Consider the following 12990-nt stretch of genomic DNA (forward strand, 5'->3'; position numbering starts at 1 on the left):
TTGGCCGGACAAGCGTGCCGACTCCTCCAGCAGCCACCCAACCGAATCGGCACTGATCATCATGTTCGGATCGTCGAGCACCGTGGCCGGCAGCTTGGCCAACCGCAGCATCCGAAACGGATCGAGCCCCACTGAACGGGCAACGTGCTCATAGTCAGTAAGGCTGGCACTTCGCGCCAAGTTATGCATGTACCGTCACCTGTCCCAATTTCACAAAATTATGTCTGCAGAAGCTTAGCTCGCGCAGGCACCGCGCGCAGAAGYGGCGGCGCGAGCGCAGCAGCSCTTTGTCTGCCTCYGGGCGGTGGAGCGCCTTCGACAGSAASGTGATCTGGCCGACGTTGCTCGCGATGCGGGTCAGCACGTCCTGCTGCTCKGGGCTGTAYYTCATGSCACGTCCTTGGGCGTCGGATACTCGGCGMTGMGCAGCTCCTCSACCTGRTCGGCTGACGRAGGCCGCGTGGTTGTCGTCGAAATGCGCGTTGCGTGTGCGTGAGGGCTTAGGCATGCWGGTRAGTGTGGCCCTGYCTGCGATCGGACGCTTGATCCGACGGGACATTCGRATGACCGTTCGGGACACGCTAGGRCGCTGCCAAGSTGCCAAGSTGCCAAGGTGCCAAGGTGCCAAGGTGCCAAGGTGCCCAAGGAAACAAGGAGTCAAGGCTGCGGAGCTGTACAGCCGCGGACGMCGSCGRGGCCCRTCCTATCGATCAAGGCCCCGAGCCGTATACRCKGCGTCCCAGCCGAGCGCTGCTCAGCGATTAGTTCGCAGTTCGCGCCCATCGMAGCGKTTGCMCTGCAGCRTCTCCGCSGGCCTCGGCRCCGCGCACGYGCTGACGTATCTCCTCGGCCGGCGAGGGCGGGGTCGGCGGGACCGCGGCGCAGGAGCTTCGCGCCAGCCATCAGGCCAMCGCRCCCSTTCAGTAGCTCGTTTSGCCCTTCGACTTGATTTCGCCTGCCTTGTTGGCTCTAGCGGCTTCCGACTGGCGGGCCTTACGCGCCGTTGAACGATCGGTGCTCGACACTTTTGGCGCGGTCACGCGCGGCGGCTCGGCTTCGCCCATTTGCGGCCCCCGGGCGGCTTCTGCCCCGGTGGCCTTGCGAGGCGGACGTGCGGCGGCGCGTTCTTCGGCCGAGGCCTTCGGCTTCGCTTCCGGGATCGGGGTGCCTTCGCCCATCTGCGGGCCTTTCGACGCTTCCGCGCCTTCCTTCTTCCGCTCAGCGCGTGCGGCCGCCTTGTCGTCGGTGCCCATGGTCTGCGCCTGAGCGCTCAGGGCCAGCAACTGGCCAATGGTCATTGCAACCATCAAAGCAAGCATCTTCATTTCACCACTCCTCGGGGCATCGGTGCTGCCCCAACATGGCCCGCCTTCGGCTCCGGCGCACCCTGTGCGCCACAGCATGCGCTTTTCTAGTACAGATTGTTGATGTGTTCGTCCAGCTCACCTGGCGTCATGGGATTGGCGCGTCGGAGCGGGGATCCCTGATCGTCCTCCGCAAACGAACACTCGTCCGCTGAGGGCGGAAGATCGAGACACAGCTGTCCGGCGCGGGGCGCGTGTTGCCGGCAGGCCGACTGCCCGAGGCCTACTTGCCGCTGCGCCTTTCCGTCAGCGTGAAGCCGAAGTGCCGTTTGTGCCAGCGCGAGAAGGCGCTGAGCGCCGAGAATCCGAGCAGATCCGCGACATCGGTGGGGCGGCCCTTGTTGCCTTCGAGGTAGCTTTCGGCAAGGTCGGCTCGCACGTCATCCACGAGAGATGAAAACTTCGCCGGGTTGCTGGCACAGCCGCAGCTCAAGGAAGTCGACTTCCGCCAGATCAAACTGGCGATCGGCGGCGGTAGCGCCATCCAGAGCGCTGTTTCGGATGCCTGGCACGCCCGCAGCGGACGGCACATCATGGAAGACTATGGTCTGAGCGAGACGGCGCCCGTGGTTACGATCAATTCGTGGGCCAATGCGGCGTTTACCGGGTCCATCGGCTTCCCGTTGCCATCCACCGACGTCGTCATTGCCGATGAGCAAGGCGAGCCGCTGCCAACCGACTCCGAAGGCGAGATCTGCGCCAAAGGCCCGCAGGTAATGCGTGGGTACTGGAATCAACCGGAGGCAACTGCCGCGGCGTTCACGCGCGAAGGCTACTTTCGCACTGGCGACATTGGCTTCATGGATGCGCGAGGCTTTGTGCGGATCTGCGACCGCAAGAAGGACATGGTGCTCGTGTCCGGCTTCAACGCCTATCCGAACGACGTCGAAGAAATCATCGCCCGCTTGCCGGGTGTCGCCGAATGTGCAGTGACCGGCGTTCCGGATGCTCGGAGCGGCGAAATGGTCAAGGCCTTCTTCGTGCGCAGCGCTGGCGACGCGTTGACCGAGGGCGCTGTGCTGGCGCATTGCAGGGACAACCTCGCCGCCTACAAGGTGCCAAAGGTAGTGGAGTTCATCGCCGAGCTGCCAAAGTCCACTGTGGGAAAGATCTTGCGCCGCGATCTCCGCGTCGCTTCCCAATCGCAAGCCGCCTGATCACTCGGTCTCCGGCGCCATCCGGTCGAGCTTTTCGCGATCGACGATGGAGATCCGACCATACTGCACGTGGATCGCACCGGCCGCTGCCATCTCTCGCAGAGCGCGACTCACAACCTGGCGTCGAGTGCCCAGCATCGCCGCAATCTCCTCTTGCGAAAGATTGATCGCGGTATTTGAGCGGCGGGCACCACGTGCGTTAATGGATTTCAGCAAGCCGGCGATTCTTGCCTGGGTGGAGTTGACCGCAGCGCTGGCGTGAAGCTTTAGCGCCTGAAGGTGTCGCCTTTCAAGAGCGGCGAACAGGGAGAACGAAAGGCGTCCGTTGCCGGCAACCAGATCGCGCAGCTGGTCGGCCGGGATTCGAACGAGAACCGTCCGTTCCTTGCAGACGACAGTGGTAGTGTGGGGCCGTTGGGCGATCGCAGGCCCCAAGCCGTGAAAATCGCCTGCGAGCTGTAACCCTGCGGTGAAGCTGCACCCCGATGGCATATCCAGCGACAAGATCATGGAGCCGGAGACCACAAGGCACAAGTACTTGGCCGTATCCCCAGAGCGATGGAAGCAGGCGCCCGGCTCGACCACCAGGACGTCTGCGTCCTGGATCAGGCGCGCAATGGCTTCATCCGGCCAGCCGTTGAACAGTTCTGACTGCGTAATCGCCAGCCGGACAAGCATCTCTTTCATGCAACCGACTCCTCCTCGCCTATGCGTCGTCTCTCTAAGCAGCGAATTGCGCACTGGCTCCAGGTTGGTTCAAAGAGGCAAATCATAACGGCGCCCAGGTTGCAGGCCGTTCACCCGCGACGCGCGATCGCATGCAGGCTGCCAGCCTCACTCAGCAAGCGCGCTCCAGGCGGCCTCACAGCATCAAAGGCAACAAAGCGAACAGTTTCGCCATTTCGGCGGTTGCCCGACTGGCGGTCGCTGTCCAAACTGCGTCGGTAGAAATTCACTTCGTGCAATGACCAACTTTATGAAAAATGGAAAAAACATGAACCCGAGCGCTGTAATGCAGATCGGTCGGAAGCGCGCATTGGCCCAGGCGGGTGCTGACGACCCCGATGCATTCAATCACTGCTTTGCTGAAGTCAATGGCATTCGAATGCACTACATCGACGAGGGCCAGGGACCGCTTGTCATTATGTTGCATGGTTTCCCATACCTTTGGTACATGTGGCGGCGCCAGATCGTTGCCTTGGCCGAGGCGGGCTTTCGGGTCGTCGTCCCCGATCAACGGGGATTTGGGCAAACCGAGCGGCCAGATCCCATTGAAGCCTACGACATCAGTCAGTCGGTCGGAGACATCGTTGGATTGCTGGCGGCCCTGGGCGAAACGTCCGCGGTCCTCGTCGGACACGACGTGGGCGCGCGGGTGGCTCAATCGGCAGCCATGCTGAGGCCCGATCTTTTCAGTGGCCTCGTGATGCTCAACACTCCGGTGCCACCGCGCGGAAGGGTCAAACCCACCATCGGATTGCAGGCGATGGCGAAGGGCCGGGAGTACCACCACCTGTACTTCCGGCAGATCGGCAAGCCGGATCGCGAGTTGGCAAGCGATACGCGCAAGACGTTGCGCAGCATCTTCTACTCGGTCTCCGGAAGTGCCGTGGGCGCCGAACGCTGGCGCCTGTTCCTCGAGCCCGGTGAGCCCATTCTCAATGCATTCACCGAGCCGAAGGAGTTCCCTTCATGGCTGAGCGCGCGGGCGATCGATTATTACGTCGACGAGTACATGCGCACAGGATTTACCGGTGCCTTGAACTACTACCGCTGCCGCGACCGCAACTGGGAAATCACAGCCTTCCTGGATGGCGCGGTCGTCCGCCAGCCGAGCCTGTTCATCGGTGGCGCCGCCGACCCGTCACTCGAGGCAATCGAACTTCGTGGTCTCTATGACCAGCTCGACACCCATCTCCCCGGACTGCAGAAGAAGGTGCTGCTACCCGGGGTCGGCCATAGCGCGGCGGAAGAAGCCGTCGACCAGGTCAACGAGATGCTTCTGGAGTTTCTCGTCGAGCTGAATCGTTCCGTGTCACGCTGAGACTTGGCTCACACCGGTGTAGGCGTCATTCAGGTTCGGCACCGGAGAGCTTGAACGCCGAATGAAATTTCGCGATTTCGCTTTCCACAAACTTCGCCGTGCTTGCGGGCGTTGAATCGATGACGGGGTTGATGCCGTACCCGGCAAGCCGTTCCTGGATCGCGGGCTTCTTCAGGGCCGAGTTCAGCGCTGCATTCAGGCGATCGACAACGTCCTTCGGTGTTCCTGCAGGTGCCATCACGACGTTCCACGTGCCGACTTCCAGCGGCAGCGAAGTGGCTTCGGCCAAGGTGGGGACCTCGGGCGCGGCCGCGAGCCGCTTGTCGCTCATGACGGCGATGGCGTTGAGCTTCCCCCCCTTGACGAGTTCCCGCCCCAGACCGAGCGTTCCTCCCATGAACTGGACTTGCCCGCCGACGAGGTCCTGCACCGCCTCACCGTTGCCCTTGTAGGACACATGTGATGCCGATACCTTGGCCATGTTCATGAACATCTCGACGCTGAGGTAACTGATGCTCATGCCCGCGGCGCCGTAGAAGTACTTCTTCGGATTGGCCTTGAGTTTCGCAATGAAGTCGCGCGCGTTGCCCGGCATGGAAGGATGAGCGTACAGGATCACCGGCACGGTTCCCACCAATGCGACAGGTTCGAAGTCTTTCAACGGATGGTACGGCAGCGTCTTGAACGTCGACATGTTCAGCGCGTGGGTCGCGGCAGTGCCGAAGACCAGGGTGTAACCGTCGGGCTTGCTGCGCGCTACGGCTTCCGTCCCGACGATGCCGGTGGCGCCGGCACGGTTCACGATGACAATCGGCTGCCCCAGGGTTTCGCCGAGCTCGTGGGACAACGCTCGCGCGAAGATGTCGGCGTCCCCCCCAGGTCCGAACGGAACGATCAACGTGATCGGCCGAGTTGGATACTTCGCCTCCGCCGCGCTGATTCCAGGGGCCGCCGTCGCCGCAATTGCCATAGAAAGCGTCAGGAGATGTCGCCGTGTAGGCGACAAGAAGTTCACGATGTTCATGGAGAAGTCCTTGTTTGTAGGCTGCCGCTCAATGCGCAAGCTCGGCTTCGATTTCGGAGACGTCGAACACGGGAGGACGTGGGCGCTGCTGCCAGGCTGTCATATCGGCATTGCGATCAGCGAAGGGCGCCGGCAAGCGGCTGAAGCCTGGCGTCCGCAGCCATAGCCGCAGCAGGTGCCGCTTGCGTTCGACCTCGGGCCAGTCCTCATAGTCGCCGCGTGAATGCAACACCGCGTAGTTGTTCAGAAACTGCATGTCGCCGGGCTCGAAAGACATGTCCAGGTAGAACGCCGGATCGCTACAGAGGGAGTCCATCAGATTCAAAGCTTCCACCTGCGCCGGACTCAGGCGCGGAACCTCTGCGAAACGTTGTGCAGATTCGATATACGTGCGGTTGTAGCGCACGAACAATCGGCCATCCAGATGGTTGAAGCAGGGCGTCACGTAATACGGCTTTTGTCCGACGTTTTCTTCGCCGCGACGATCCACGCAGAAGGGCTCGCACATCACCGCCCACAGGTCGGGACGCCGGGTCATGAATTCATTGTGAATCGCGACGGCACTGACGATCCGGGAGGCTCCGCCCGATTTCGCCTTTTGCAGGCACAACAAGCCGACGACATCCGTGGAATCGTTGTGAAACGGGAGATGCGACCGTGTATGGTAGCCGCGCGCGCGCATCTCGGTGTTCCAGTTCGCACCCAGATCGCGCACGTGGCCGAGCATTTCGCCCTGGGCATTCTGCGCAAAGGCCTGGCCGAGATGAGCCCCAATACCCCAGTAGATGATTGCCGCTTCCGCCTTCGAGTAGCGGYCGATGGGCAGGCCGCGAAGTAGGACGAAACCGCGCCCCTCTTCCAAATGCAGCAGGACGGCATCCAACTTTTTGACGAGGCCGGGAATGACGAAATCATTCCGGGAAAGTTTGGGAATCTCGATGGCCCGCGACTTCACGAACGCGAGAGCCGATTCGAGTTCGGCAATGTCGTCGGCATCGAGATGAACGATCCAGTCGTCACGAGTGGCAAGGTCTTCGCCCTTCCAGGCAGAGGGCTGCAAGTAGGCTCGCGGGCTCAAGTCTAAAGCGGTGGTCATGACGTTTGTCTCCTTTGTTAAAAATCTTGGGGTCTGGCGTTGGGCGTTGCGGCTCACAATTGCCAGCCGTCGCTGAAATTCGTTCAGCCGCGCGCGGCGTCGATCGATTTGACGAGAGCCAAAGGCTCTTCGATCCGGCGCCACTGCTTGGTCGGCCTTCCGGAGCCGATTGCTTCCATTTCCCGCCTGAGAATCCGACGCAACATCGCAATGCCGCGGTCCGATGAGCCGAGTCGCTCATTCGCCCGATCCGCGATGGCTCCCTGGCCGATGAGGGCGACATAGTCCTGTGCGCTCGTCAGGCGTATTAGCGGATCCTCCGGGTACTTGCCGGCGAAGAGTTCGTCATGGTGGTTTGCTGCGTTGTAGGTTTCGCAGTCGTCGAAGTAACGTCGCAGGTCGGCATCGGCTTCCGGCGAGGTGCTCTCCGCGGCGATCAGTGTGATGCGAGCGGTCTGCGTGTCGTCGATCGGCACCATCCAGTTCGAGACCTCCATCCACGGAGCGCCGGCCCTCATCGGTGGGATCGACACATGGTTGGCGTAGGGAAATGTCCAGTCACTGATGCGGACATGAGACTTTCCTCCCTCAGAGCGCACGGCGGTTTGGCGGATTCCGGCCAGCGTCTCCTCGTAGCTCAGTTCCGGAATGATGGTCGTGACTGCTTCCCCGAAAACACCAACCCTTCCCGTCTGGTGGGCGAAGCTCACATGCAGGGCATCGAGCGAGTTTTCGGCATGCTGCAGCCAGTTGCAGGGCCAGATCTCCTGGCGCCGGAACAGCAGGACGTCGTTCCTTTCGAATATGGCCTTGCGCGGCAAGTCGAATGCAGGTGGCTCGCCTTGTCCGAGCCAGGCGAAGATGAGCCCGCAGTATTCATGCACCGGGTAGGCCTTGATGCGGATACCTGCTTCGCTGCCAGGGCGTTCGGCGGGCCGCTCCACGCATTGTCCGGTCGCGTCGTACTTCCAGCCGTGGTACATGCAGCGCAGCTGCTCGCCCTCGACCCAGCCGGTGTGCAGCTTTGTCAGTCGATGGGCACACCGGTTTGCGACCAAGTGGGCAGCGCCGCTCTGACCCCGGTACAGCGCGAGGTCTTCCCCGAGCAGGCGCACGGCCTTGGCTTTGCCATCGGCGACGCTGCTCGAGATCGCGATTGGATGCCAGAACTTGCGCAACACCTTTCCCATCGGAGTGTGGGCCGACGTTTCAGCCAAACTCGCCATTCGGTCGGGTTCCCACGCGGAGTCTTGCTTGATGACGGAAATCATGAACAACGCCCCCTTGCACAGCGTCCAGGCCACTCACGCGTGACCGTGGTCGGACTCGCTCCTGGGGCACCCAACGATGCTTTGCTCGCCGAGCCTGAAGCGATCCAAAAGAAAAGCAGTCCTCGCATGATTGCCCCGCAGTGAATGTGTAGCGATGCAGTTTGGGCGGCGGCGCCCCCTTCGGGCAATCAGCAAAAGAGCGAAATTGTTCGGTTTGTTGCCATTGGTGCGTCGACGCCGAAAATTCCGTCGCCTGGGGGCGCAGCTGAACGTTCACGGTGCGAGTTTCTTCGTGCGTCGACACCGGCAGCCAGGGCGAACCGAGCCTCTATTTCAGCGGCGCAATTGCAGCTCTTTCCCGGGATGCCGGTCCTTCAGCTGATCGACAGCGACATCCAGGAAATCGCGGAAGTGCTGGCCTGCTGTGTTACGGCGGGTGACAAGTCCGAGGCCCCATCGCTGACCCTCCAGACACCAAGGGAATGGGCGAACGTCGCCCCGCAATAGAACAGATGACGGCACAAGGGCAACTCCGAAGCCTGACGCTGCGAGGGCCCCTCGACGGCAACAGCACGGCCGTACGCGAACGGATCAAGGTCGAGATCGCGCACTGGACCGAACTGGCCAAGTCCAGTGGCGAGAAGTAAGTTGCTGCCGGATGTAGCCGGCCACGACTGAGTCCGCCGAGGCGATGTGGGATGTCGAGATCGGCGCTGGTCCGGACGATGCCGTTGAAGTCTCTGCCGAATTCGGCCTGCCCGAGCACCCGACGGTGCATTGAGACATCGGCGGGCGCGCCGTGCATGAAGCAGAAGCGCCGCGGGTACCACTCGACACTCCGGTGCATGGCAGTACAGCACGCGTGATCGCAAGTGCTTGTCAGAAGACGGGGCGCCGGGGAATTTCAAGGACCCGGCGCAACGCCCGCGCGACGGGTTCGCGCCGCCACGCCGAACTGCCGCCGATGCCAGCGCGAGAACGCGCTGAGTTCCGAGAACCCGAGGAGCGTGGCCACGTCCGACAGCGGCCGCGAGGCGTCCCGCAGGTAGTGGGCCAGCAGTTCGCGCCGCATCGTGTCGACCAGGATGCTGAAGGTGGTCTTCTCCGCAGCCAGGTGGTTGGCGACGGTCTTGCGGTCGACTCCCAGGTGCTGGGCGACGGTCTCCACCCGGCAATGGCCGCGCGGCATCAGCAGCACGATCAGGCGACGGACTCGGTCCGACATCGACGGGCTCTTGCCCGAATCGCGCTCCAGCAGCCGCTTCGAATAGCGCGCCATCACCGGATCCGCGCCCGGGTTCGGTGCCTCCAGATCGGCCGCGTTGCAGACGATCTCGTTGAACTCCTCGCCGAACGCGACCGAATCGCCGAACACGTGCCGGTGCCAGGCCCTGCTCGGCGGCGCGGGGTGGCGGAAGGTCACCAGGCGCGGACGCCAGCCCTCGCCGAGGAAGATGCCGAGCAGGCGGAAGGTGGTGCCCATTGCAAGTTCGATCGGCTGGCGCACCGACTGCCCGCCCTCGTACACCATCTCCTCACGAATGGCGACGATCGGACCCTCCGGCACGACCGAGACCGACATCGCCTCGTTGTGCAGGTGGATACGTGCGATCAGCGCCTCGAGGGCCTGCCGCAGCGTCGGCTGGTCCCGCAACAGCAGGCCCAGCGGCCCGAGGTTGGACAGGCGCCGCGAGGCGGCCATGCGCAGGCCGAAGGCGGGCTCGCCCGCGCGCTGCGCCGCCAGTTCGAGCAGCGCGCCCACGGCGGCCGCCGGCACCATCAGGTCGGGGTCGGCCAGGCTTTGCGCGGGCAGCCCGGCCTCGCCCAGCAGCCCCCGCGCATCAAGCCCGCAGGCCGACGCCACCTGCTCGAAGTTCGTCAGCGTCGCGGCGCGTACCAGGATCGTCATGGGCTCGGGCCCCTTTCCCGAAATAATGCTCGGCTTCCTTCCCCGAAATGTCAAACGAAATCCCCGAAACGTCAAGTCACGCCGGTCGACGGAGCACACAATTCCACTCACGCCGCGATGAGACTCCGGCGACTGACCGGTCCGGCAAGGGCCGGCGCCCACCGACCCCGATTGGAGACACACGATGAAAGTCATTCCGCTGACCTGCGCCCTGGGCGCCGAGATCCAGGACGTCAGCCTGGCCGAGGCCTCGCGCAATTCGCCCCTGGCCCAGGAGATCAAGGCGCTGCTGCTCGAGCACAAGGTGCTGTTCCTGCGCAACCAGCAGATCACCGACGCCGAACACGCCGCCTTCGCGCGCCACTTCGGCGAGCTCGAAGACCATCCGCTGGTCAACAGCGCCGAGGGCGAGCCCGGCATCATAAAGATCTGGAAGACGCCCGACAGCCCGCCGGAGCGCTACGAGAACTCCTGGCACACCGATGCCACCTGGCGCGAGTGCCCGCCGATGGGCGCGGTGCTGCGTTGCGTCGAATGCCCGCCGGTGGGCGGCGACACGATGTGGGCCAACATGGAACTGGCCTACGAGCGGCTGCCCGAGCACATCAAGGAGACCATCGCCGACCTGCGTGCGCGCCACAGCATGGAATCGGTGTTCATGGCGGCCAAGCCGATCGACGACCGCCTGGCGATGAAGGAGCGCTTCCCCGACCCTGAGCATCCGGTCGTTCGCACGCATCCGGTGACCGGCAGGAAAAGCCTGCTCGTCGGCGCCTTCACCACGCACCTGACCAACTTCCACAACGCCAGGAATGTCCGCTTTGGCCAGGACTGGCACCCCGGTGCGTCCCAGTTGCTGCAGTACCTGATCAGCCAGGCCTGCATTCCCGAGTACCAGTTGCGCTGGCGCTGGCAGGCCAATGACGTGGCGATCTGGGACAACCGCTGCACACAGCACTACGCGGTGATGGATTACGCGCCGTGCCATCGCAAGATGAACCGCGCCACCATCGTTGGCGACCGGCCGTTCTGAAGGAGACAGCTATGGACCGCGCACTCGAACTGAACCTGAAGCACGACTATGCCGACCTCGGCGACGTGCGACTGCACTACGTCAGCGGCGGGCAGGGCCCGGCCATCGTGTTCCTGCACGGCTGGCCGCAGACCTGGTACATGTGGCGCGACGTGCTGCCCGGGCTGATGCAGCGCTACCGCGTCGTCGCGGTGGACCTGCGGGGCCTCGGCGAATCGTCGCGGCCCGCCGAGGGCTACGACACCAAGACCGTCGCGAACGACATCTGGCGCCTGATGCACGACGTGCTCGGCGAAAAGCAGTTCCACGTCGCGGCGCACGACTGGGGCGGCCCGGTGGCCTATGCGCTGGCCGCCCAGCACCGCGACGCGGTGACGTCGATGGCGATCTTCGACGCCCCGGTGCCGGGCGACGGCTCGGTGCTCACCGCGCTCGGCCGCTGGCACTTCGGCTTCCACGCCGAGGCCGACCTGCCCGAGGCGCTGGTGGCCGGCCGCGAAGATCTCTACCTGCGCTACATGTACCGCAAGGGCGGCGCGCGCCCCGACGCCATCTCCGAGGAGGCGCAGCGCGAGTACCTGCGCACCTACACCCAGCCCGGCGCGATGCGCTCCGGCTTCAACTACTACCGGCAGTGGGCGCAGGACGCCAAGGACAACCAGGTCTTCATCAAGCAGGGCAAGCTCGCGATGCCGATCCTCGTGTACGGCGGCGGCGCGCCCAACGTCGGCCGCGGCCTGTACGCGATGGACTCGTGGCAGCGCGTCGCTTGCGACGTGCGCGGCGGCGTGGCCGAAGGCTGCGGCCACTGGATCCCCGAGGAACGGCCCGCCTGGGTCGTCGAGCGCCTGCTCGAGTTCTTCGGCGAAGTCGATCTCCGCCGCAACGCTGCCCGTCCCCTCACCACCTCCTCCATACCCACCAAGAGAGACCACATGACCATGTTCTACGAAACCATCGATACCGCCCTGATTGACGTCGAGTCGCTGCCCTGGATGCCCTTCGTGCCCTACGCCGACAATGTCTTCCTGAAGCTCATCAAGGTCGACCCGATCCGCGGCGAGTGGACCGCGCTGCTGAAGGCGCCCCCCAACATCGCGCTGCCGATGCACCACCACTCGGGCACGGTGGCGGTCTGGACGATCGCCGGCCGCTGGAAGTACATCGAGCACGACTGGGTCGCCGGCCCCGGCAGCTTCGTCTTCGAGACCGCCGGCTCGCGTCACACGCCCATCAGCGTGGGCGACGACGAGGTCATCACGCTCAACATCGTCCAGGGCGACTGGGACCTCATGAGCCCCGAGGGTGCGGTGCTCGCCATCGAGAACTGGAAGTCGATGGTCGAGCGCTACTTGAACTTCTGCCGCGCCAACGGCGTCAAGCCGGTCGACGTGAGCAGCTTCAGCGTCTGAGTCCGCCGGCCCGCGGGTCCGTGTGGGGCCGCGGGCCCACGGCGGCGGGCTGCGCCATGCGCTTCGGCGCAGCCGACAACATCAAGAGGACAAACATGCGCTGGAAAGACAAACCGCATGGCGTGTTGATCACCTTGCTCGTGATCCACGTGTCCGCGCACATCGACCGCAACATGCTGCTCGGCAACGTCGCCTTGGTTCGCCACATCGAATGAGTGCCGCAGTCTGCGGGAACTGCCTCGGTGAGAGGGCAGCCTCATCTGCCGGACCCATACATTTTCGCCGCCGCATAAGCACAGATTGAAGACACCAATGACAGCCACCGCCCTAACCCAAGACACTGCTCCACAAGCCACGCCCACGGCACCCACCATGAACGCAAACATGATGCAGCAGCCGCTGCTGATTTCGACCCTCCTCAATCATGCGGAGCGTCACCACGGCGACCAGGAAATCGTCTCGCGCCGCGTCGAAGGCGACCTGCATCGCCAGACGTACGGCGACCTCGCCCAGCGCGCGCGCCGCATGGCCAACGCGCTGGCCGCGAATGGCATTCGCTTCGGCGATCGCGTTGCAACGCTCGCATGGAACGGCTACCGCCACATGGAGCTGTACTACGCGGTGTCGGGTTCCGGCGCCGTGCTGCACACGCTCAATCCTCGGTTGCATCCGGACCAGGT

Annotated in this window: 13 protein-coding genes and 1 pseudogene; 6 read left to right on the forward strand and 8 right to left on the reverse strand. The window is 63.8% G+C overall.

Features of this window, described 5'->3' with window-relative positions:
• From AC1DY5_RS20840 to AC1DY5_RS20850, 3 genes and pseudogenes are all read right to left on the reverse strand, one after another.
• Positions 1-189: pseudogene (locus AC1DY5_RS20840) on the reverse strand (AraC family transcriptional regulator); the annotation flags it as partial.
• 731 nt (positions 190-920) lie between these two features.
• Complete coding sequence (locus AC1DY5_RS20845) at positions 921-1325, reverse strand: hypothetical protein (RefSeq protein WP_478114382.1); 405 nt, start codon at positions 1323-1325, stop codon at positions 921-923.
• Between the two features lie 262 nt (positions 1326-1587).
• Positions 1588-1752 carry a helix-turn-helix transcriptional regulator gene (locus AC1DY5_RS20850; RefSeq protein WP_478114384.1) on the reverse strand — a complete coding sequence of 55 codons (165 nt, stop codon included), beginning with the start codon at positions 1750-1752 and terminating at the stop codon, positions 1588-1590.
• Between the two features lie 22 nt (positions 1753-1774).
• Between AC1DY5_RS20850 and AC1DY5_RS20855 the strand changes: the two genes are divergently transcribed.
• Positions 1775-2521, forward strand: coding sequence for an AMP-binding protein (locus AC1DY5_RS20855; RefSeq protein WP_478114385.1), 747 nt, complete (start codon positions 1775-1777; stop codon positions 2519-2521).
• On the opposite strand, the gene AC1DY5_RS20860 is transcribed toward AC1DY5_RS20855, so the two are convergent.
• Positions 2522-3208, reverse strand: coding sequence for a Crp/Fnr family transcriptional regulator (locus AC1DY5_RS20860; protein WP_478114387.1), 687 nt, complete (start codon positions 3206-3208; stop codon positions 2522-2524).
• A 277-nt stretch (positions 3209-3485) separates the two neighbouring features.
• On the opposite strand from AC1DY5_RS20860, the gene AC1DY5_RS20865 reads away from it, so the two are divergent.
• Positions 3486-4565 carry an alpha/beta fold hydrolase gene (locus AC1DY5_RS20865; RefSeq protein WP_478114389.1) on the forward strand — a complete coding sequence of 360 codons (1080 nt, stop codon included), beginning with the start codon at positions 3486-3488 and terminating at the stop codon, positions 4563-4565.
• Between the two features lie 25 nt (positions 4566-4590).
• Here the strand turns inward: AC1DY5_RS20865 and AC1DY5_RS20870 are convergent, their stop codons facing one another.
• The 3 genes from AC1DY5_RS20870 to AC1DY5_RS20880 form a co-directional block, all read right to left on the reverse strand.
• On the reverse strand, positions 4591-5589 hold the full coding sequence (locus AC1DY5_RS20870; protein WP_478114391.1) for a Bug family tripartite tricarboxylate transporter substrate binding protein: 999 nt from the start codon (positions 5587-5589) through the stop codon (positions 4591-4593).
• Positions 5590-5617: 28 nt separating this feature from the next.
• Positions 5618-6685, reverse strand: coding sequence for a TauD/TfdA family dioxygenase (locus AC1DY5_RS20875; RefSeq protein WP_478114393.1), 1068 nt, complete (start codon positions 6683-6685; stop codon positions 5618-5620).
• 83 nt (positions 6686-6768) lie between these two features.
• Positions 6769-7956 (reverse strand): Rieske 2Fe-2S domain-containing protein, encoded by a 1188-nt coding sequence (locus AC1DY5_RS20880; protein ID WP_478114395.1) that lies wholly within the window; start codon positions 7954-7956, stop codon positions 6769-6771.
• 482 nt (positions 7957-8438) lie between these two features.
• On the opposite strand from AC1DY5_RS20880, the gene AC1DY5_RS20885 reads away from it, so the two are divergent.
• Positions 8439-8603, forward strand: coding sequence for a hypothetical protein (locus AC1DY5_RS20885; RefSeq protein WP_478114397.1), 165 nt, complete (start codon positions 8439-8441; stop codon positions 8601-8603).
• Between the two features lie 257 nt (positions 8604-8860).
• Here the strand turns inward: AC1DY5_RS20885 and AC1DY5_RS20890 are convergent, their stop codons facing one another.
• Positions 8861-9865: an AraC family transcriptional regulator gene (locus AC1DY5_RS20890; protein WP_478114398.1), complete on the reverse strand. Its 1005-nt coding sequence runs from the start codon at positions 9863-9865 to the stop codon at positions 8861-8863.
• 184 nt (positions 9866-10049) lie between these two features.
• Here AC1DY5_RS20890 and AC1DY5_RS20895 point away from each other — a divergent pair, with 184 nt between their 5' ends.
• From AC1DY5_RS20895 to AC1DY5_RS20905, 3 genes are all read left to right on the forward strand, one after another.
• The gene (locus AC1DY5_RS20895) at positions 10050-10898 is read left to right on the forward strand and encodes a TauD/TfdA dioxygenase family protein (protein WP_478114400.1); all 849 of its coding nucleotides are present in this window, start codon (positions 10050-10052) and stop codon (positions 10896-10898) included.
• Between the two features lie 11 nt (positions 10899-10909).
• Positions 10910-12310 carry an alpha/beta fold hydrolase gene (locus AC1DY5_RS20900; protein WP_478114401.1) on the forward strand — a complete coding sequence of 467 codons (1401 nt, stop codon included), beginning with the start codon at positions 10910-10912 and terminating at the stop codon, positions 12308-12310.
• Between the two features lie 372 nt (positions 12311-12682).
• On the forward strand, positions 12683-12990 hold a 308-nt coding region (locus tag AC1DY5_RS20905), incomplete at its 3' end, for an AMP-binding protein (RefSeq protein ID WP_478114402.1).

The organism is Variovorax sp. P4_D9 (assembly GCF_056401695.1).